Consider the following 16839-nt stretch of genomic DNA (forward strand, 5'->3'; position numbering starts at 1 on the left):
GGAGAGGCGGCGGGGCGCGGGTGGACTCGAGGAGAGGGATGATGACGGACCGCCGCGCACCTGCCAGCCTGGAAGAGGAGGGTCGCTCGCTGGTCGAGCGCCTCGGTGGACGATGGACCGGGCGCGGCGGCATGTGCCGCTGCCCCGCGCATGACGATCGCCGGCCGTCGCTCAGCGTGCGGGTTGGGCGCACGAGCCTTCTCGTCCACTGTTTCGCGGGCTGCCGGTCGACGGACATTTTGAGGGCGCTCAGGACGGCCGGTCATCCTCTCCCCGAGACGCGCGGGCGGCCGGCCGGGCCGGAGCCACCTGCGCACCAACGGGCTGGCGGCGCCGCATCGCGAAACGCCGCCATTCGATTGTGGAGCCGCGCACATCCCATCGCCGGTACGCCTGCCGAGCGCTATCTCGCGAGCCGGGGAATCGCGGCCGAGTCGCCGGAGCTGCGCTACCACCCGCGGACGCCCCATGGGCCTCGCCCGCTCACCGTGTTCCGCCCGGCGCTCGTCGCGGCGGTGCGCGCCGACGACGGCCTGGTGGCGGTGCACAGGACGTTTCTGGACATCGCAAGCGACCGCCTTGCGTCGATCGGGGAGCCTCGTTGCGGACTCGGCCGGTTCGGCTCCGGCGCCGTCCGCCTGGGCGGCGTGGCGTCCCGGCTGGGGCTTGCCGAGGGAATTGAAACCGCTCTGTCGGCTTCCGCTCTGTTCGGGCTGCCCTGCTGGGCGACGCTCGGCACCGAGCGGTTCAGGCTGGTGGCGCTGCCGCCTGCCGTCACCGAGCTCGTCCTCTTTCTCGACCATGATGCCGGCGGCCGCCGCGCAGAGGCGCTTGCCCGCAAGGTCTTCGGGCATCTTGTGGTGGAGGTCCGCTATCCGCGCCGTCCGGGCGCCGACTGGAACGACGTCCTGCGCGCTGCCGCAAGCGGGTGCCCCACGCGCTAGCGGAGATGCAGCGGGGGGCGTTCGGAGCGGCAATCCCGCAGCTTCGCCCCGCCGGCCCGTCATCAGCCATTCTCCCGGGCGAGATCCCGCCCGGCCGCCGCGCGCGCCTCTTGCGATGGCGATTGTGGCGAAGCCCCGGGAGAGAAGAGGGAGCGCCAATGGAGTGGAGGGCGAGAAGCCGTTCAAAGGCCTCGAGAAGTGGGCCCGCGAACGGCGCCGACTTCCGCATCGGCCGGCCCGCTTGCCGGTCGTCCCGCTCAGCACCGGCCGGGGGCGGCCCCGGACTTCGTGAAAAGTGGCCACAGGGATTGCCCAACGGGAAATGCAGGCACTCCCCACGATCCGCCGCGATCGACCCCGACCTGCGCGCCTAGCCGAGGTGCCTCACTGAGGGATCGCCAGCTTCCCGCTTCGGACGGATGGCGAAAGCTCACAGGAGATTGGCGAACATGGCGTGGCTGTCGGAACGGATCGCCGCCCGGTTTCCTGCCGTCCCCGACCCGTGCTGAGCCAGGGCAGGCGTCCGCGTCTGCTGGTTCACCAGGATCAGGTGACCCGTCCAGGCCGTGCCGGAGCAGATCGGGTGGACCGCTCCACAGGGAATGGCTGAGGGACGGACTGGGCGAGACCGACATGGTGCCGTCCGCCGCACCGTGGCGTAGATGAACGAGAAATCGGTGTTGGGGGGCCGAACAGCGCTCGAAGAGGAGCGCTCGCCCGGACTGGTCGGCCCGCGGGCCAGGTGCCGCCGGATCGATCATCCGCCGCCAGGGTCACGCCCCGGCGGCGCGTCGATGGTCCTGGTCGACCCAATTGCCGGCGATCCAGAACATGGCGGCGGCGGCGACGGCCGTGAAGACGATGATCAGCATCGAATAGCGGATCGCCAATTCGCCGAAGCGCGGCTCAAGATCGCGGCCGACAAGATCCGCCCTTGATGGATGAGCGTGAAGAAGCTGCTGAGCGCGAAACCCAGCAACCACCGCCTCGATTGCGACAGGGGCGGGTTTTTCGACCCGTCCCGTCCCATGGGCTCAGCGCCGCGGCAGGCGCCAGAGGGCGCCCTGACCCGCCGCCGCTCCGGCGCAACCCGCCGGCCTTCGACCCGTGTGTCTCCGCTGCGCGGAGCGGCCCGCGCCAGTCTCGGCCGGGGGTGGCCCCGCGCGTGCCGCGCGATGCGCCGGGAGCGACCTGGCGGGTCTTTGGGCTGCCGGCGCCGGACCCGCCGGCGCTCATCCCGAAGGAGACGCCCGATGCGCACCACATTTGCCGCCCAGCTCGCCCGGCTCGAGCTCGGCCATCTTTCCATCCAGGCCGGGGCCGGCGAAGGCACCACCGACCTCCCCGATCCGGAGGCCGTTTCGCAGACCCTTGCCGCGGTCTGGTCCGACCTCTTCCTCCTGTTTCCCGGCACCGTCATCGAGGCTGACGCCGAGGAAATTGGCTGGGCTTTCGTCAATCTTTTCCACCGGGCGGCGGCCAAGCGCGCGGCGCAGGTCGACCGCGCCACCGACGAGATACGCTGCCTTCTCGCCTGCGCCGACGGCTCGGAAGTCCATTCCTCGGCTCTGGAGGCGCAGGTCGCGAAGGCGCGCGCCGCAGAGGCGGCGATGCTGGCGTTGGAAGGGCTGCGCGAGGTCGCCGCGGGACTCTATCTCGAGGAGACCGGATCGTCCTGGCGCCCCGCCGGCGGCTCCCGGCTCAACCATTGTGCGAGCCTGACCTCGGCGGTGGTCGACGGGCGCGCCTTCCTGCAGGCGCGCTCGGAAGGGCGGCGCCGGGCCGCGCTGCCCGAGGGAACGCCCGTCCTGTTCGCCGGCGGCCGGCTCAGCTTTCCGGGCGCCGATGAGGCCAGGACCTTTGCCGACAATGTCTGGGCGACGCTCGACAGGGTGCGCGAGCATGTCGGCGACCTGGTCCTAGTTCATGGCGGCGACGGCAAGGGCGCCGACCGGCTGGCCGCCGCCTGGGCCGAGCGGCGCAAGGTCCCGCAGGTTACCTTCGGGCTCGACCGGCGCCTGGGCCGGCGCGCCGGCTTCCGGCGCAACGCGCAGATGCTCTCGCTCCATCCCCGCTATGTCGTCGTCTTCGCCGGCAGCGGCGTCGTCGAGCGCCTCGTCATCGAGGCGAAGGCGCAGGGCATCGCCGTCGTCGACCGGCGCGGGCCGCTGGGCACGCATCCGAAGCAGTCCGCCCGCGCCGCAGCCTAGCGGCCATCCGGCTGGACCGGCGCCGCCGGTCCAGCCTTTCGGCACGCGGAGCCTCTTTCCATAGCATCGGAGCTTGCCGCGCGAGTGCGACGGGATCTCGGCCGCGTCCCGGAGAGGCGGGGCGGGCGCCGCTTCCCGATAGGCCGGCGGGGGCGGCCCGCAACCCCGGCTGTGCCGGGGTCCTCCGCTTCGCTTCGGCCCTTCGGGTGCCGACCGCCTCACGTCCGCCGGCCTCTTCGGTCCGCTCCCGCCGCCCGCCCCGCCATTGCGGGATGCGAGCCGGCGCAGGAGAGAAAGGAGCAGGGTCATGAAGCATGCGCGCGTCGAGCGGCAGAGCCTCTATTCGGAAGTCACCGGCCGGATCATCGCCGAGCTTGAGGAGGGCAGGGTGCCTTGGGTTCAGCCCTGGGACAGCGCCCGGTGCGGCTGCACGATGCCGCGCAACGCGGTGACGGGGAGGGGCTATTCGGGGATCAACGTGCTGATCCTGTGGGCGGCCGGAGTCGGGGGAGGATATCGCTCCCAGCGCTGGTTGACCTATCGGCAGGCGCAGCGGACGGGCGGCCATGTGGCCAAAGGCGAGAAGGGGACGATCGTCTGCTACGCCGATCGGTTCACGCCGAGCGCCGAGGAGGAGCGTGCCTTCGAGGAGGACCGGGAGGCGCGGCAGGTTGCCTTTCTGAAGCGCTTCGTCCTGTTCAACGTCGACCAGTGCGAGGGCCTGCCGGAGGAGCTTGTCGAGCTTCCGACTCCACGCGGGGAGTGCGAGGCCATTCCTGATGCAGACGCGCTGATCGCCGCGACGGGAGCGGATATCCGGATCGGCGGCGACATGGCCTTCTATGCGCCGGCGGTGGATTATATCCAGGTGCCGCCACAAGAAGCTTATTTCGAGCCGATCAACTGGTACCGCACAGCGCTTCACGAGCTTGGTCACTGGACCGGCCATCCGAGCCGCCTCGACCGAGACCAGTCGGCCGGCTTCGGCACGCCGGCCTACGCCCGCGAGGAGCTTGTGGCTGAGATGGCGAGCGCGTTCGTCTGCGCCTCGCTTTCCATTCGGCCGACGGTGCGCCACGCCGATTATGTCGGGGCTTGGCTCGACGTGCTGCGCGAGGACGAGCGGGCGATCTTTCGCGCCGCCAGCCTTGCTGGCCGGGCGGCCGATTATCTCCTGGCCTTTGCCGGCGACGAGGGAGTGCGGCCATGACGGGCAGGCGGGTTCGATCGCGGCGGCTCGAACAGGCTCTGGCCGGGCTGGACGAGCGCACGCGCGAGGTGTTCCTGATGAGCTCGCGCGATCGCCTCAGTTACGCCGAAATCGCGGCTCGGCTGAACATTTCCGCCGAAGCGGTGGAGCGGCATATGGCCGATGCGCTGCATGAGCTGGACAAGAGACTCACCCAAACGGAGCGACCGTCGTGGCGGTTCTGGCGCTGAGCCAATCGGCCTCGGGTCCGGCGAGGCTGTGCTTGGACGCTTGTCATGGCTAGGAATGAACGGACATGCGCACAGACCTTGATCATCTCCCGCCGGCCAAGCAGCGCGAACTCGAGCGCGTGGTGCAGATCCTGTTCGAGGAGTTCGGAGAGGCGACGGCGCTCGCCACCCAGGAGTGGAAGAAGAAGGGCCGCATCCTCAAGATCATCCTCTACGGCTCCTATGCGCGCGGCTCCTGGGTCGACGAGCCGCACACCGCCAAGGGCTATCAGTCCGACTATGACCTGCTCATCATCGTCAACGACAAGCGCCTGACCGACCGCGTCGAATATTGGGCGAAGGCCGAGGAGCGGCTGATCCGCGAGCTTTCGATCACGAAGACATTGCGCACGCCGGTCAACTTCATCGTCCACACCCTCCAGGAGGTGAATGACGGCCTCGCCCATGGGCGCTACTTCTTCATGGACGTCGCGAAGGAGGGGATCGCCCTCTACCAGAGCGACGACAGCGAACTGCACGAGCCCAAGCCGAAGACGCCCGCCCAGGCGCTGGCGATGGCGCGGGAATATTTCGAGGAGTGGATGCCAAGTGGTGCAGGCCGGCTCGAAACTGCACGGTATGTTCAGAGCCAAGGCCGGCTAAAGGAAACTGCGTTCGATCTGCATCAAGCCACCGAATTCCTCTACCACTGCGTCTTGCTCGTCTGCACGTTCTACACGCCTCATGTGCACAACCTTGGCTTTTTGCGCACTCAGGCCGAGCGGCTCGACCGCCGTCTCGCCTACGTCTGGCCGTCGGACACTCGGCGCGAGCGCGCGATGTTCGAGAAGCTGAAGGACGCTTATGTGAAGGCGCGCTATTCGAGGCACTACCGCATCTCCGAGGAAGAGCTCGACTGGCTCGCCAGGCAGGTGGAGGAGCTCGGGCGCGCCGTCCACGCCGTCTGCTCGGAGCGAATTGCAGAGCTGGAGGCGCAGGCCGCCACTGGCAAATAGAGCGATTTGCGAGGAGCAACTTTGCCGACTAAGGCCGTCGCAATGCGGGAGCTCTTGCGCCAGTTGCTCTCGATACGAAATGGACTGAAGGGGCGTTAAGGCCGGCTTGCGCATTGGGTCGCAGGTGGTAATTCGCGTTGTATGAGTTCACGACCTAGTCGCCACGCGTGACGGAAATTGCCGGTGCATGGCAACATGCCCGCTCGCGCGATGCGACAATGTTCTGTATGTGTTCCGCATGAGCGAGTCGCGGATCACCGTCACGAAAGAGGCACTTTCCCGTCGCATTGTCGCCTGGTTGACAGCAATGGGGGAACGCCGGCCGTCTGCCCTCCGCGACCTCTACACGCGTCCAGGCGAGCGCGCCGACAGCAACAGGCGGAGCGGCGCCCACCACGAACTGGCGCGATTCCTTGCCGAGGAGATCATTGGGTCTGGTGAGGTGACGAGACGAGCCACGGAGAGCGATCAGACCTGGGCAGCTGCAAACGAGGGCGAAGGATAGATGTGGAAGATCTTCCGTCAGCCTATCCGCTGCGCGACCTGTTCGACGCTGCCGCCCGCCATCGCACCGTCAAGCTGACCTGTTCGCAATGCAGCCACGTCGCCGTGTTCGAATCGGCAGCCCTGTGGTGGTACTTCCGGCGCCGGGGCTGGCGCGATTGCTTCGAAGACGTCCGCCGGAAATGCATCTGCATGCCCTGCTGGCGCGATCGCGGGCAAACCGTTCGGGAGCCGAAGCTCGAGCTTGGGGCCATACCTCTTCGAGTCTCATGCTCCTGCCCTGGTTCAGCGGCTAGGGCGGTGCGGGCGCATGCGAGCAAGAAGAAGTTTGAAGGCGACCATTAGTGGCACCGCGACTACGAAGACGAGCGCCGTGGCGGCGAAGGCGGTGTCAAAGGCGATCACCGTCGACTGCCTGACAAGGATCCTCTCCAGCATCTGCGTTGCCGCACGGGCTGCAGCTTCGGGGTCCATCCCGCGACCTGTGAACAGGGACGCAGTGGCGTTCAACCGTTCCGCCAAGGCAGGCGATCCCGGATTGAGGGTGGCACCAAGCACTGCCTTGTTGATTGCGGTGCGACCATCGATCAGCGTCTGGAGACCGGCTACGCCGATTAGTCCGCCGAGCTGACGACCAATATTGAAGAGGGCGATGCCGAATGCGAGATGCTGTGCCGGAAGCCTGTTGAACGCGACCAACGTGATCGAAAGGAACAGGAATCCCAGTCCCAGGCCGCGCAGCAGGATGGCGGGCGTCAGGTTATCCATGCCGCTTTCCCCATTCGCGCCGGAGAGCATCCACATGGCGATCATGATCAGCAGAATCCCGAACGGAACTGTGGCGATCGGCGGGAGACGGCCCGCTCGCATCGCGAAGGCGGCCATCAGGAGCGCGACGACGAACAGCGCGCCGCTGGGCAGGAGCAGCAGGCCGGCATCTGTCGGCGTGAAACCGAGAACCGACACGGCAAAGGCTGGGATGAGGAAGGCGCTGCCGAACAGCACCGCCCCGGCCACGAAGCTCACGACGAAGGCGAAGGCGAAATCGTCGACCTTGAATGGCGAGAGATCCAGCAGAGCGCGCTCGGCCACGCGCTTTTGCCACAAGGCAAGCAGGATCAGGGTCGCGCCAGCGACGAGGCTCAGCCAGATGATGCGGCTTTCCTCGAACCAGTCCCAGCGGCTGCCCTGGCTCAGCACGTAGGTGAGGCTGGACAGCGCGACCGCTATCAGCGTGAGTCCTTTCCAATCAAAGGGGCGAAAAGCTGGTGACGGCCCCATCGTTGCCTCCCCCATCAGCATCAGTCCCACCGCTGCAAGCGAGACAGGCAGGACCCCGAACAAGATCCAGGTCCATGACTGGTTGTCGATCAGCCAGCCCTGTAACGCCGGAGCGATAGTGGCCGGCGCGACGACAGCCGTCGTGGCGAAGATCGCCTGGAGGACGGGCTGGCTGCTTTTCGACCAGCCCAAGAAAAGGATGGCCTGACCACTGACGAGTAGGATAGCGCCTGCAAGGCCTTGGATCATGCGCAGGATGATCAGAAGGTCGAGCCGTGCCGTGGCCGCAGCGCACGCACAAGCCATGCCCATGACCGACGTCGCTGCGAGCAGGGCTGCCCGCGGCTCGATACGGGTGAGCAACCAGGGTGCGACAGCGAAGCCGACCAGCTTGAGTGCCACATAGCCCATGTCGAGCCAGGCGAACTCGTCGGGCGTGGCGTGGATGTCGCCCAGGATATCGCCCCGTGCGAGCGAAAGCGCGGTACTCGCGATCGCCTCCGTGAGCGCCGCCAGTGCGATGCCTGCTATCATCAGCCAGTGCAGGACAGACCTCTCGCCGCGCGCGGAGCCGGCGACCGCCATCGTCACGATGCTCGGCTCCGCTCGATCTCGACCTGAGCAGACATCCCGGGAACCAGCCTGCCGAGGAGCGGATTGCGCCGGAGCCTTATCTTGACTGGAACGCGCTGGACCACCCGCACGAAATTGCCGGTCGCATTATCGGTCGGGATGAGGCTGAAAGCCGAGCCGCTGCCGGGGGCGAAGCTGTCAATGACGCCTTCAAAGGTCACGTCCGGATAGCTGTCGATGCGGACGCGAGCCGTCTGGCCGCGTCGGATATGCTGTAGCTGCGTCTCCTTGAAATTCGCTACCACGAACAAGTCCGCGATCGGCACGATGTCGAGCAGCGACGCGCCGGGGGCGACCAGCCGCCCGACCCGAACCTGGCGGTTGCCGACGACGCCGGCGATGGGCGCGCGTACCACCGTGTTCTCGAGGTCGATCTGGGCGAGCTCGCGCGCCGCCTCGGCCTGTGCCACGGCGGCAGCGGCGGCCTCGCGCTGTGCGGAGAGCACGTCGATCCTCTGCCTCTGGGCGCGCACCGTCGCGGACGAGGCCGCCGCGGCGGCTTCCGCCCTCAGCCTGCCCGCATCGCTTTCGTCCACCTGCGCGCGCGTGACGAAGCCGGCGTCGATCAGCGCCCGTCGCCGAGCGTTCGTCACGCGCGCGAGGTCCATGTCGGCTAGGGCGGCGCTGCGCTGAGCTTCTGCCTGTTGTATCAAACTGATCTGTAGTCGAATCTCCTGCTCGGTGTTCGCCAGCCGCGCGCTCGCGGCCGCTACATTCGCCTCAGCCTGCGCGAGCCTTGCCTGATAGTCACGTCGGTCGATGCGGAAGAGGACCTCGCCGACGCGCACCGGCTGGTTGTCCTGGACCTCCACGGAGGTGACATAGCCGCCGACCTTCGGCGCGAGCGAGGTTATGTCGCCGCGTACATAGGCGTTGTCCGTGGTTGCAGCATCCGATCGCGCCCAGCTCCAGGCGAAAAGGGAGACGACCACGGCAGCCAGGCAAAGCAGCGCACCGAGGTGCCTCAGGCCTCTGATCCTTGCCATGATGGGCTTGCGCTCCTCGACTAGGCTGCGGCGGTTGCGGTCCGCTCGATTTCCGAGTGCGGCAGCGGCCGAGCAACGGCCAGTCCTTCCTCAGCGAGCGCGCGGCGCACGGCGGGGCGAGCTTCGACCCGCTCGAAATAGCCAAGCAGGGACAATGGGACGCGAATACCGAATGCCATTGCCCATCGCAGCGTGACGAACAGGTATGTGTCGGCGACTGTGAACCGCGCACCGAACAGATAGAGCGCTCCGATACGATCACACAGGTAGGTGAGCCGGTCGGCGATTGCCTCCGCCGCGCGTTCGCGCTCCGCGCTGCTCGCTTCGCGATGGAAGAAGGGCTTGAAACTCTTGTGCAGCTCCGTCGAGATGAAGGCGAGCATCTCGAGCAGCCGCGTCCGTCCGAGCTGCCCACCTGGTCCGAGCGCAGGATGCTGGTCTGCGATCAGCGACAGGACGGCAAGATTTTCCGTGACGGTCTCCCCGTCGTCGAGCTCCAAGGCCGGAACATAGCCCTTTGGATTGATGCTGTTATAGTCATAGCCCTGCTGGGTCATCCTGGTGCGCAGATCGACCCGCTCGAACTTTGCCGGTACGCCGGCTTCATGGAGCGAAATGCGGCTGGCGAGGCTGCAGGCGCCCGGTGCATAATAGAGTTTCATCGGCTTCACTCCATTGGGATTGAGGTGGGCGGGCAGGGCACGGGTGCGGCGGCGACAGGCAGTCGCAGAGTCACGGTCGTCCCAAATCCCGGTTCGCTTTCGATGACGATCTCGCCGCCCCACTCCCTCGCGAACCGCTCGACCATCGGGAGGCCGATGCCGCCCAGGCCGTCGCACTTCGTCGTGAAGAACGGATCGAAGGCGCGTGCGACGGTTTCCGGCGTCATCCCGATGCCGGTGTCGATGACCTCCAGCTCGAGCAGGGGCACCGCCTCGCGGGCGTCACGTCGCCCTCGCAACCGGATCACGCCGTGGCCCGCCATGGCATCGCGCGCGTTGAAGACGAGGTTGAGCAGCGCGCACTGCAGGCCCAGCGGGTCACAGGAGAGACGCGGGAGGTCCGGCTCGAGCCGGACATCGAAACTCAGGTCGGACGGCCCGACACCGCATATCACCGCCTGGACCTCCGCCACGCAGTCGGCCAGACTCGCGGTCGGCGAAGCTTCGGATCGTTGCCAAGCGTGGCCGAGCGCCTGCCTGACCAGGGCGCCGGCCCTGTCCAATGACATCTTTGCGCTGGCGACCAGCGACGCCAGATTCCCGCCGCGCAGGTCGGGGCTGCGGCTCAGTATGGCGACTGCGGAGGAGGCGAGCTGGATAAAGTTGCCAAGGTCGTGGACGGTCCCGGCCTTGGACTGCGAACCATGGTCCGTGGGTTGGTGTCCGGCAACTTCATCGTCGCGCCCGGGCGGGCGATGGGCCATCGCCGGACCGGCGGGAGCCTGATCGAACGTCATATCGTCCTCCTCGCGAACGGATGCGGGGCGCGCCTCAAGGGTGGGGTCGCAAGCCCCGCATCCGCCGGCGGTCAGGCGGCTGCGGCCGCCGGCTCCCCGATCGGATGGACGGCGCGGAGGCCGATCTGCACCCGGTTCCAAAGGTTGATCGCCCCAATCAGCAACGTGAGATAGGCAATCTCCTTGCCGCTGAACTGGCTCTGCAACTCGGCATAGGCCTCGTCCGGCGCATGGGTCTTGGCGACCCGCGTCACGACTTCCGTCCAGCCGAGGGCGGCGCGTTCGCGAACGGTGAACAGCGGGGAGTCGCGCCAGCCGGCCAGCAGGTGAATGCGCATGTCATTTTCGCCATGCTTCAACGCGTCATTGACGTGCATGTGGATGCAAAAGGCGCAGCCGTTGATCTGCGAGGCGCGCAGGCGCACCAGCTCGAGCAGGCCGTGCTCGATGCCGCTCTGCTCGATGCTTGCCTCGACGGCCATCATTGCCTTTGCGCCTTCCGGAGCGGCCTGAAAGAAGTTCATGCGGGGGGTCATCAATGGTCTCCTCAGCGTGTACGATTGTAGGCAAAGGCGATTTGCGCGGCGCGGACGCGGCTGGAACGTGTGTCGACGGCGGCCCAGAGCGTCAGCAGCGCGCCGAGGACCGCGGGCAGCGTGACCGCGGGAAAATCGCGGATGAGCGCCGTCGGGCCGCAAATGCCGACCGCGACCTCCCAGAAATGGAAGAGGGCGTGGCAGGTGAGCCAGAGCGTCGCCCCGCCCCAGAGCATGACGCGAAAGGTCGGCCGCGCGGCGCCCGCCAGGAACGCAGCGCCGAGGAACAGGAAGATAATGCCGATATCGCGGATGAAGTGCTGGTTGAACGGGCCGGTGGTCGTGACGCCCGGTACAGAGACATACCAGGCGGCGGGCGACACCAGCATGAAGGTGCCGTTCGCCAAGGCGCCGAGCCCCAGAATTGCAGCCGTGACAAGGCAGGTCCGCTTCAGCATCTTCGACTCCTTTGCTGCGGTGACGGGCGGTGGACTCACCTCCATGAAGGCGGCGGCGGGACGTTGACGAGCCACCAGCCGAAGTCGGTCGTGCCGAGGCGGGCGGAAGGGCCCGGCATCAGCGAATTCTCGTCCAGCCTGACCCCGAAGTAGGGCGCTTGCCGATCGGCGATCACCCGGCGCGGATCCATGTCGAATTCCAGCACGCGGGCGACGAGTTCGTCGATGCGGAAGACGGCGGGCCCGGCCACCTCGATCGTGCCGTTCACGGGTGATGCCAGTGCGGCATCGGCAACGGCGGCCGCGACGTCCTGCGCCGCCATCGGCTGGAAATGCGCGTGCGGCAGGCGGACGGTGTCGCCTTCGGTTCCCGACTGGGCGATGCCGCGCAGGAATTCGAAGAATTGGGTGGCGTGGATGATCGTGTAAGGGATGGGCGAAGCCTGGATCAGCCGCTCCTGCGAAAGCTTGGCGCGGAAATAGCCGCTGTCCTGAAGCCGCTCCGTGCCCACGACGGAGAGCGCCAGATGATGCTTGACGCCGGCTTCCTGCTCCGCGGCAGTGAGGTTGAGGCCGGCGGTCCGAAAGAAGTCCATCGCCGCCTGCGCCTCGAATGACGGTGAATTGGCGACATCGATCACCACCTCGGCGCCTCGAAGCGCCGCAGCAAGGCCTTCGCCCGTGATCGTGTTGACGCCGGTATTGGGGGCGGCGGCGAGCGCCTCATGGCCGCTCCGGCTCAGGAGCTCGACTACCTTGGATCCGATCAGACCGGTTCCGCCGATCACCACGATCTTCATGAATTCACCTCGTCGTTGGACGGTGCGCCGCGGCGCCCGCTGGTTCAGCAATGAGAGGGAGGATTGCTCGAACGCATACCGGCCGCCATCGTGCGCTAGGGCAGCGGATGTGCGCCCGGGACGCAGCCACCCTCGTCCTCGGTACAGGTCGGCATGGTCCGTTGGCCTTGGCGACCCCGGTCGGTCGAAGCCGACAACCTTGCCGAGCGAGTTGGGCGATCAACCCCGCGGCCGGCGCGCCCTGGCCCCCCGCCTGCCCCAAAATAGCCCAGCGGCCGATCGCACCTGGAGCAGCTCGCCCATAGCTAAGGAGGCCGCCAGGCGGCGCTGAGCCCCGGCGCTCCCCTCCAGCTCAGGAGCCAGACAATGCCGACGATTAGCACTAGCGACGGACACGAACTCTACTACAAGGACTGGGGCGAAGGCCCGGTAGTTACCCTTTCGCACGGTTGGCCTCTGAACTCGGACGCCTGGGGCAACCAGATGCAGTTCCTGGCGCAGAACGGCTTCCGCGTCGTGGCGCACGACCGGCGCGGTCACGGCCGGTCCGCACAGACCGCGGCGCGGAACGACATGGACGGCTATGCCGACGATCTCGCCGCCTTGTTCGAAGCGCTGGACCTCAAGGATGCGACGATGGTCGGCCATTCGACCGGAGGCGGCGAGGTCGCTCGCTTCATTGGTCGGCACGGCACCGGCCGCGTCGCCAAGGCGGTGCTGCTTGGTGCGGTACCACCGATCATGCTCAGGACCGCGACCAATCCCGAGGGGCTGCCGATCGAGGTCTTCGACGGCCTCCGCCGCGACATCGCCGCCAACCGCTCGCAATTCTACCGGGATTTCGCGGTTCCCTTTTACGGCGCGAACCGGCCCGGCGCGCAGGTCCCGCAGAGCCTGCTCGACGAGTTCTGGCTGATGAGCATGCAAGCGGGCCTCAAGAATGCCTATGACTGCATCAAGGCCTTCTCCGCGACCGACTTCACCCAGGACCTCGAGAAGTTCGACGTGCCGACGCTCGTCGTCCATGGCGACGACGACCAGATCGTGCCGATCAGGGATACCGCGTACAGGTCGGCCAAGCTCATCAAAGGCGCGCGGACAATCTATTATGCGGGCGCGCCGCACGGCCTTACCGCAACGCATGCCGACCAGTTCAACGCCGATCTCCTTGCCTTCCTGCAGAGTTGACGGGATGAACGTCCGGCGGCTCGAGCGGGCCGCCGGACGCGCCGGGTCACTTCCCCGCAGCGGGAGGCAAACTGAATTGGAAGAGCGCGCCCCCGTTCGGGTGATTGGACGCGGTGATCGTTCCGCCATGCGCCGCAATGATCGATTGGCAGATGGCAAGTCCGATCCCAACGCCCTCATCCTTCGTGGTGAAGAATCCGGTGAACACGCGATCAAGGTTCTCCGGCGCGATCCCGGGTCCGCCGTCATGGATCACGAACCGCACTGCGCCGTCGGCACCGACCATGGTGGCGATCGCAACCCCAGCGTTCGGGGCGCTGTTCTGGCTCATCGCCTGGATGCTGTTGACGAGGAGGTTCACGATCACCTGCTGAAGCTGGACTCGATCCCCCAAGATGCCCGGAAGACAAGCGCCGAGGTCGAGCGACAAACCGATCGCGCGTGCATCGAATTCGTGGCGGACGAACAGCAGCGCCTCCTCCACGACCTGGTTCAGGTCGAGCGGGGCGCATTCCGGCGCGCGGGGCGCGGCCATCCCGCGGATGCGCTGCACGATCTCGCTGGCGTGCCGGGCGCTCTCTGCGATTCGTCCGATGAGCTGACCCACCTTGGCCAGGTTCGGATCAGCGCGCGAGAGCCACCTTAGGCTGGTTTCGGCGTTGGTGACGATCGCGGAGAGCGGCTGATTGACCTCATGCGCGATCGACGTGGCGAGCTCGCCGAGCGTCGAGATCCGGGCCGCGCGGATATAATCGGTCTGGAGCTGGCGCAATTGCGCTTCGGTGCGCAGGCGGTCTGTAACGTCGTCGAGGCTGAGCAGCGTCACGTCGAGCCGCTGGGGCGCGGTTGGATAGGTCACCGACAGCTCGATGTCGCGGAGCCGCCCGTCGTGGGTCAGCACCTTCATCAGCTCGGTATAAGTGCGCCGGCCCTCGAAATGGGCCGTGATCACCCGATTGGCCGTCCCCGGCGAGGCTCGGAACAGAAAATCGACCGGGCCGATCAGCTCGTCGGCGCTGCTGACGCCGAAGAGGTGCACGGCATTCCGGTTTGCGTCGGTTACCTTGACGATTTTCCTCGAATGGATGGGCAGGTCGGGCGCCTCGTCGAGATAGGCCGCGATGTCCGTGATGCCCTTGCACCGGAGTTCCTCGAAGATCGCGGTCATCGCGGTAGAGTCCACCTGCAGAAGCGCAATGGGCAGATAGTGGATGAGGCTGCGATAGCGTTCGTCACTCGCACAAAGCGTCCACAGTGAGCGCTCGTCGGTCGGGGCGCCGGTAACCGACAGGAAGACGACGTCGGAGCGGCTGCCGTCCACGGGTGTCCACGCGCTCAGCACCGGATCTGAAAAGATCAGCGAAGTGATCTCCCGCCGTGTCGGCGAGCCGGCGGGATGATTGGCCACGGCCGCCATGATCAGTTCCGCCAACGCCTCACGCGCCTCGGCCGGCCAGAATGCGGCCACCGGCCGGCCGATCATGCAGTCCCGTCCGTCATAGGGTCCTACCAGGTGAACCGTGCGCTGGTTGACGTCCGCGATCAGGGTCCCCGTCAGGAGTCGCCGTACCCAGTCGCACGGGCCAGCCCCCGAAGCGATCGCGGCGATCAGAGCCCGGACGCCCGAAATGTCGAGCGCCCAGCATGCGCCGTCACATGTTTCGAGCTCGGTTTTGCTCGACACGGGCTCCCGTCCGGGGAGCGGGTGCGGCGGAGAAGAGGGCAGCATGATCCCCATGTCAGGCCTCCGGCAAGTTCCTCCCTTGAGGGTCCAGCACGCATTTCACGGCGTTGAGCAGCGCATCGTCGGCTGCAGGCTTGGAGAACCAGGCGCTGGCGCCCTCCAGCATCGCCCTGGTGCGCGTCGCCTCGTTCGTCGACGAGGTGAGGAAAATCACCGGCATGGCGGAGCCGGAGGCGCGCAAATGCTGCTGAAGGGCCATGCCGTCCATCCCCGGCATCCGCACATCCGTGATGAGGCAGTCGAATTCGCGGCTGCGCCATGCGGTAATGAAGGCGGCGGCGCTGTCGAAGGTTCGCGCCGTCAGGCCTTCGACCTGCAAGAGGTCGTAAAGCGCTTCGCGAACGGCTTGGTCGTCATCCACGATCGCGATCAGTGGCGGATTGGACAAGCAACGAGCCCTCGACGAAGCAGCCAGCATGGCCGGACTCGAACGTCGCTGAATCAAGGGGGGAATGTAACCATACCATGGTCTAGGTCGCTCCACTCTCCCGTATCTGCGGCGGAAGCAGCTCCCATGCGCGAATGAGGTCCCCGATCGTCTTCGCCCGCATCTTGCGCATGACACTGCTCCGGTGGAGCTTCACCGTCACCACGCTGATCCCGAGATCATAGGCGATCTGCTTGTTGAGACGGCCCAGCGCGACCGATCGCATCACTTGACGCTCCCGTGATGTCAGCGTCGAATGGTCCTCGATGAGGCGGTGAATCACGCGGCTCTCGCGCCGCTGCGCGGTGTCGCGTTCGATCCCCATCATCACCGCGTCGAGGAGGGTCTGATCGCGCACGGGCTTGGTGAGGAAGTCAATGGCGCCGCCCTTCATGGCCTGAACCGACATGGGAATGTCGCCGTGGCCGGTGAGGAAGACGACGGGCTTCGCGAAGCCTTGAAGGGCCAGCTGTTGCTGCAGGTCCAGGCCGCTCCCGCCCGGCATGCGCACGTCGAGCACGAGGCAGCCGGGACGGTCCGGAAGATTGACCTCCATCAACTCGCGTGCCGACGCAAAGCCCGCCGCTTCCAGTCCCACCGACTCCATGAGTTCGATGAGGGCCCGGCGCACCGCAACATCGTCATCGACGACCAGTACGATCGGGTGCTCGTGCTCGTCCGCTGCTGCGGACTGCGCAATGCCGACATGGCCCGCCGAGGCGAACCAGGGCTGTTCCCCACGGCTCATCGATTGCGATCCATGATACATGATGCGACCTCCTGCGAGTGGAAGCGGGATGGTGAGGATCTCATGAGGGGCACCGCCGCGCTATCCCGAAGTCGGTTAGCCATGGCCTCCCCGATCAGGTGAGCGCGCGTCCAGGCGAATTACCCGCCGACCGAAGCGATGGGCGTCGATCGAGTAGGCGCCGGGTCCAGCGAGGACGAGCGCTGCGGTTGCGCCGCTGCACGCGGCAATGAAGGTGAGTATCTCGCCCCTGGTGACAAACAGATTGGCGAGCAGCATCACCAGCAGGAGCAGCGCCGCCGCCCGAGTGGCGAACCCGGTCGCCAGCGCGAGAGCGAGAGCGGCCGACGGAATGGCCGCCGGCCACCAGCTTGCCGGCGCCGGCCAGATGCGGACAATGGCAGCATAGACGATCAACGCGAGCGAGAATCGCAGCAGCAGCAGGGCGGCGCCGGCGGCGCCATCCGGATAACGTGAAATCATCTC

The 16839-nt window shown here is 66.8% G+C and carries 17 protein-coding genes; 6 read left to right on the forward strand and 11 right to left on the reverse strand.

Annotated elements, in window-relative coordinates:
• Positions 1-41: 41 nt before the first annotated feature.
• The 5 genes from EKM57_RS17850 to EKM57_RS17875 all read left to right on the forward strand — a co-directional run bounded on the left by EKM57_RS17850 (position 42) and on the right by EKM57_RS17875 (position 5589).
• Positions 42-944: a toprim domain-containing protein gene (locus EKM57_RS17850; protein WP_243451127.1), complete on the forward strand. Its 903-nt coding sequence runs from the start codon at positions 42-44 to the stop codon at positions 942-944.
• A 1253-nt stretch (positions 945-2197) separates the two neighbouring features.
• Positions 2198-3154 carry a DUF2493 domain-containing protein gene (locus EKM57_RS17860; protein WP_129793894.1) on the forward strand — a complete coding sequence of 319 codons (957 nt, stop codon included), beginning with the start codon at positions 2198-2200 and terminating at the stop codon, positions 3152-3154.
• A 307-nt stretch (positions 3155-3461) separates the two neighbouring features.
• A complete protein-coding gene (locus EKM57_RS17865; protein WP_129793895.1) occupies positions 3462-4364 on the forward strand; it encodes an ArdC family protein in 903 nt (300 codons plus the stop codon).
• Positions 4361-4594, forward strand: a complete 234-nt coding sequence (locus EKM57_RS17870; RefSeq protein ID WP_129793896.1) for a sigma-70 family RNA polymerase sigma factor — start codon at positions 4361-4363, stop codon at positions 4592-4594. Before EKM57_RS17865 ends, EKM57_RS17870 begins: the two co-directional genes overlap by 4 nt.
• 65 nt (positions 4595-4659) lie before the next feature.
• Positions 4660-5589, forward strand: a complete 930-nt coding sequence (locus EKM57_RS17875) for a HEPN domain-containing protein (RefSeq protein ID WP_129793897.1) — start codon at positions 4660-4662, stop codon at positions 5587-5589.
• Positions 5590-6378: 789 nt separating this feature from the next.
• Here EKM57_RS17875 and EKM57_RS17880 read toward each other — a convergent pair.
• From EKM57_RS17880 to EKM57_RS17910, 7 genes are all read right to left on the reverse strand, one after another.
• Complete coding sequence (locus EKM57_RS17880) at positions 6379-7959, reverse strand: MFS transporter (protein ID WP_129793898.1); 1581 nt, start codon at positions 7957-7959, stop codon at positions 6379-6381.
• A 2-nt stretch (positions 7960-7961) separates the two neighbouring features.
• A complete protein-coding gene (locus EKM57_RS17885; RefSeq protein WP_129793899.1) occupies positions 7962-8993 on the reverse strand; it encodes an HlyD family secretion protein in 1032 nt (343 codons plus the stop codon).
• Between the two features lie 20 nt (positions 8994-9013).
• Entirely contained in the window at positions 9014-9655 is a 642-nt protein-coding gene (locus EKM57_RS17890; RefSeq protein WP_129793900.1) for a glutathione S-transferase N-terminal domain-containing protein, read from the reverse strand.
• A 5-nt stretch (positions 9656-9660) separates the two neighbouring features.
• Complete coding sequence (locus EKM57_RS17895) at positions 9661-10452, reverse strand: sensor histidine kinase (protein ID WP_129793901.1); 792 nt, start codon at positions 10450-10452, stop codon at positions 9661-9663.
• Between the two features lie 71 nt (positions 10453-10523).
• Positions 10524-10988, reverse strand: a complete 465-nt coding sequence (locus tag EKM57_RS17900) for a carboxymuconolactone decarboxylase family protein (protein ID WP_129793902.1) — start codon at positions 10986-10988, stop codon at positions 10524-10526.
• 11 nt (positions 10989-10999) lie between these two features.
• Positions 11000-11446, reverse strand: coding sequence for a hypothetical protein (locus tag EKM57_RS17905; protein WP_129793903.1), 447 nt, complete (start codon positions 11444-11446; stop codon positions 11000-11002).
• A 35-nt stretch (positions 11447-11481) separates the two neighbouring features.
• Positions 11482-12246: an SDR family oxidoreductase gene (locus tag EKM57_RS17910; RefSeq protein WP_129793904.1), complete on the reverse strand. Its 765-nt coding sequence runs from the start codon at positions 12244-12246 to the stop codon at positions 11482-11484.
• Between the two features lie 366 nt (positions 12247-12612).
• Here EKM57_RS17910 and EKM57_RS17915 point away from each other — a divergent pair, with 366 nt between their 5' ends.
• On the forward strand, positions 12613-13434 hold the full coding sequence (locus EKM57_RS17915) for an alpha/beta fold hydrolase (RefSeq protein ID WP_129793905.1): 822 nt from the start codon (positions 12613-12615) through the stop codon (positions 13432-13434).
• Between the two features lie 46 nt (positions 13435-13480).
• On the opposite strand, the gene EKM57_RS17920 is transcribed toward EKM57_RS17915, so the two are convergent.
• From EKM57_RS17920 to EKM57_RS17935, 4 genes are all read right to left on the reverse strand, one after another.
• Complete coding sequence (locus tag EKM57_RS17920) at positions 13481-15118, reverse strand: ATP-binding protein (RefSeq protein ID WP_165357535.1); 1638 nt, start codon at positions 15116-15118, stop codon at positions 13481-13483.
• A 55-nt stretch (positions 15119-15173) separates the two neighbouring features.
• The gene (locus EKM57_RS17925) at positions 15174-15596 is read right to left on the reverse strand and encodes a response regulator transcription factor (protein WP_129793907.1); all 423 of its coding nucleotides are present in this window, start codon (positions 15594-15596) and stop codon (positions 15174-15176) included.
• Between the two features lie 52 nt (positions 15597-15648).
• Complete coding sequence (locus tag EKM57_RS17930) at positions 15649-16353, reverse strand: response regulator transcription factor (protein WP_129793908.1); 705 nt, start codon at positions 16351-16353, stop codon at positions 15649-15651.
• Positions 16354-16449: 96 nt separating this feature from the next.
• Positions 16450-16836: a hypothetical protein gene (locus tag EKM57_RS17935; protein ID WP_129793909.1), complete on the reverse strand. Its 387-nt coding sequence runs from the start codon at positions 16834-16836 to the stop codon at positions 16450-16452.
• Between the last annotated feature and the right edge of the window lie 3 nt (positions 16837-16839).

It is taken from the genome of Sphingosinicella sp. CPCC 101087 (assembly GCF_004151485.1).
Lineage (GTDB): Bacteria > Pseudomonadota > Alphaproteobacteria > Sphingomonadales > Sphingomonadaceae > Allosphingosinicella.

What these genes read in the sequence shown, in the direction of transcription:
- EKM57_RS17935 (WP_129793909.1), bottom strand. Translation starts at nt 16,836, where the DNA reads ATGATTTCACGTTATCCGGATGGCGCCGCCGGCGCCGCCCTGCTGCTG.
- EKM57_RS17880 (WP_129793898.1), bottom strand. Translation starts at nt 7,959, where the DNA reads ATGGCGGTCGCCGGCTCCGCGCGCGGCGAGAGGTCTGTCCTGCACTGG.
- EKM57_RS17910 (WP_129793904.1), bottom strand. Translation starts at nt 12,246, where the DNA reads ATGAAGATCGTGGTGATCGGCGGAACCGGTCTGATCGGATCCAAGGTA.
- EKM57_RS17925 (WP_129793907.1), bottom strand. Translation starts at nt 15,596, where the DNA reads ATGCTGGCTGCTTCGTCGAGGGCTCGTTGCTTGTCCAATCCGCCACTG.
- EKM57_RS17930 (WP_129793908.1), bottom strand. Translation starts at nt 16,353, where the DNA reads ATGAGCCGTGGGGAACAGCCCTGGTTCGCCTCGGCGGGCCATGTCGGC.
- EKM57_RS17915 (WP_129793905.1), top strand. Translation starts at nt 12,613, where the DNA reads ATGCCGACGATTAGCACTAGCGACGGACACGAACTCTACTACAAGGAC.
- EKM57_RS17875 (WP_129793897.1), top strand. Translation starts at nt 4,660, where the DNA reads ATGCGCACAGACCTTGATCATCTCCCGCCGGCCAAGCAGCGCGAACTC.
- EKM57_RS17905 (WP_129793903.1), bottom strand. Translation starts at nt 11,446, where the DNA reads ATGCTGAAGCGGACCTGCCTTGTCACGGCTGCAATTCTGGGGCTCGGC.
- EKM57_RS17870 (WP_129793896.1), top strand. Translation starts at nt 4,361, where the DNA reads ATGACGGGCAGGCGGGTTCGATCGCGGCGGCTCGAACAGGCTCTGGCC.
- EKM57_RS17900 (WP_129793902.1), bottom strand. Translation starts at nt 10,988, where the DNA reads ATGACCCCCCGCATGAACTTCTTTCAGGCCGCTCCGGAAGGCGCAAAG.
- EKM57_RS17885 (WP_129793899.1), bottom strand. Translation starts at nt 8,993, where the DNA reads ATGGCAAGGATCAGAGGCCTGAGGCACCTCGGTGCGCTGCTTTGCCTG.
- EKM57_RS17850 (WP_243451127.1), top strand. Translation starts at nt 42, where the DNA reads ATGACGGACCGCCGCGCACCTGCCAGCCTGGAAGAGGAGGGTCGCTCG.
- EKM57_RS17890 (WP_129793900.1), bottom strand. Translation starts at nt 9,655, where the DNA reads ATGAAACTCTATTATGCACCGGGCGCCTGCAGCCTCGCCAGCCGCATT.
- EKM57_RS17865 (WP_129793895.1), top strand. Translation starts at nt 3,462, where the DNA reads ATGAAGCATGCGCGCGTCGAGCGGCAGAGCCTCTATTCGGAAGTCACC.
- EKM57_RS17860 (WP_129793894.1), top strand. Translation starts at nt 2,198, where the DNA reads ATGCGCACCACATTTGCCGCCCAGCTCGCCCGGCTCGAGCTCGGCCAT.
- EKM57_RS17895 (WP_129793901.1), bottom strand. Translation starts at nt 10,452, where the DNA reads ATGACGTTCGATCAGGCTCCCGCCGGTCCGGCGATGGCCCATCGCCCG.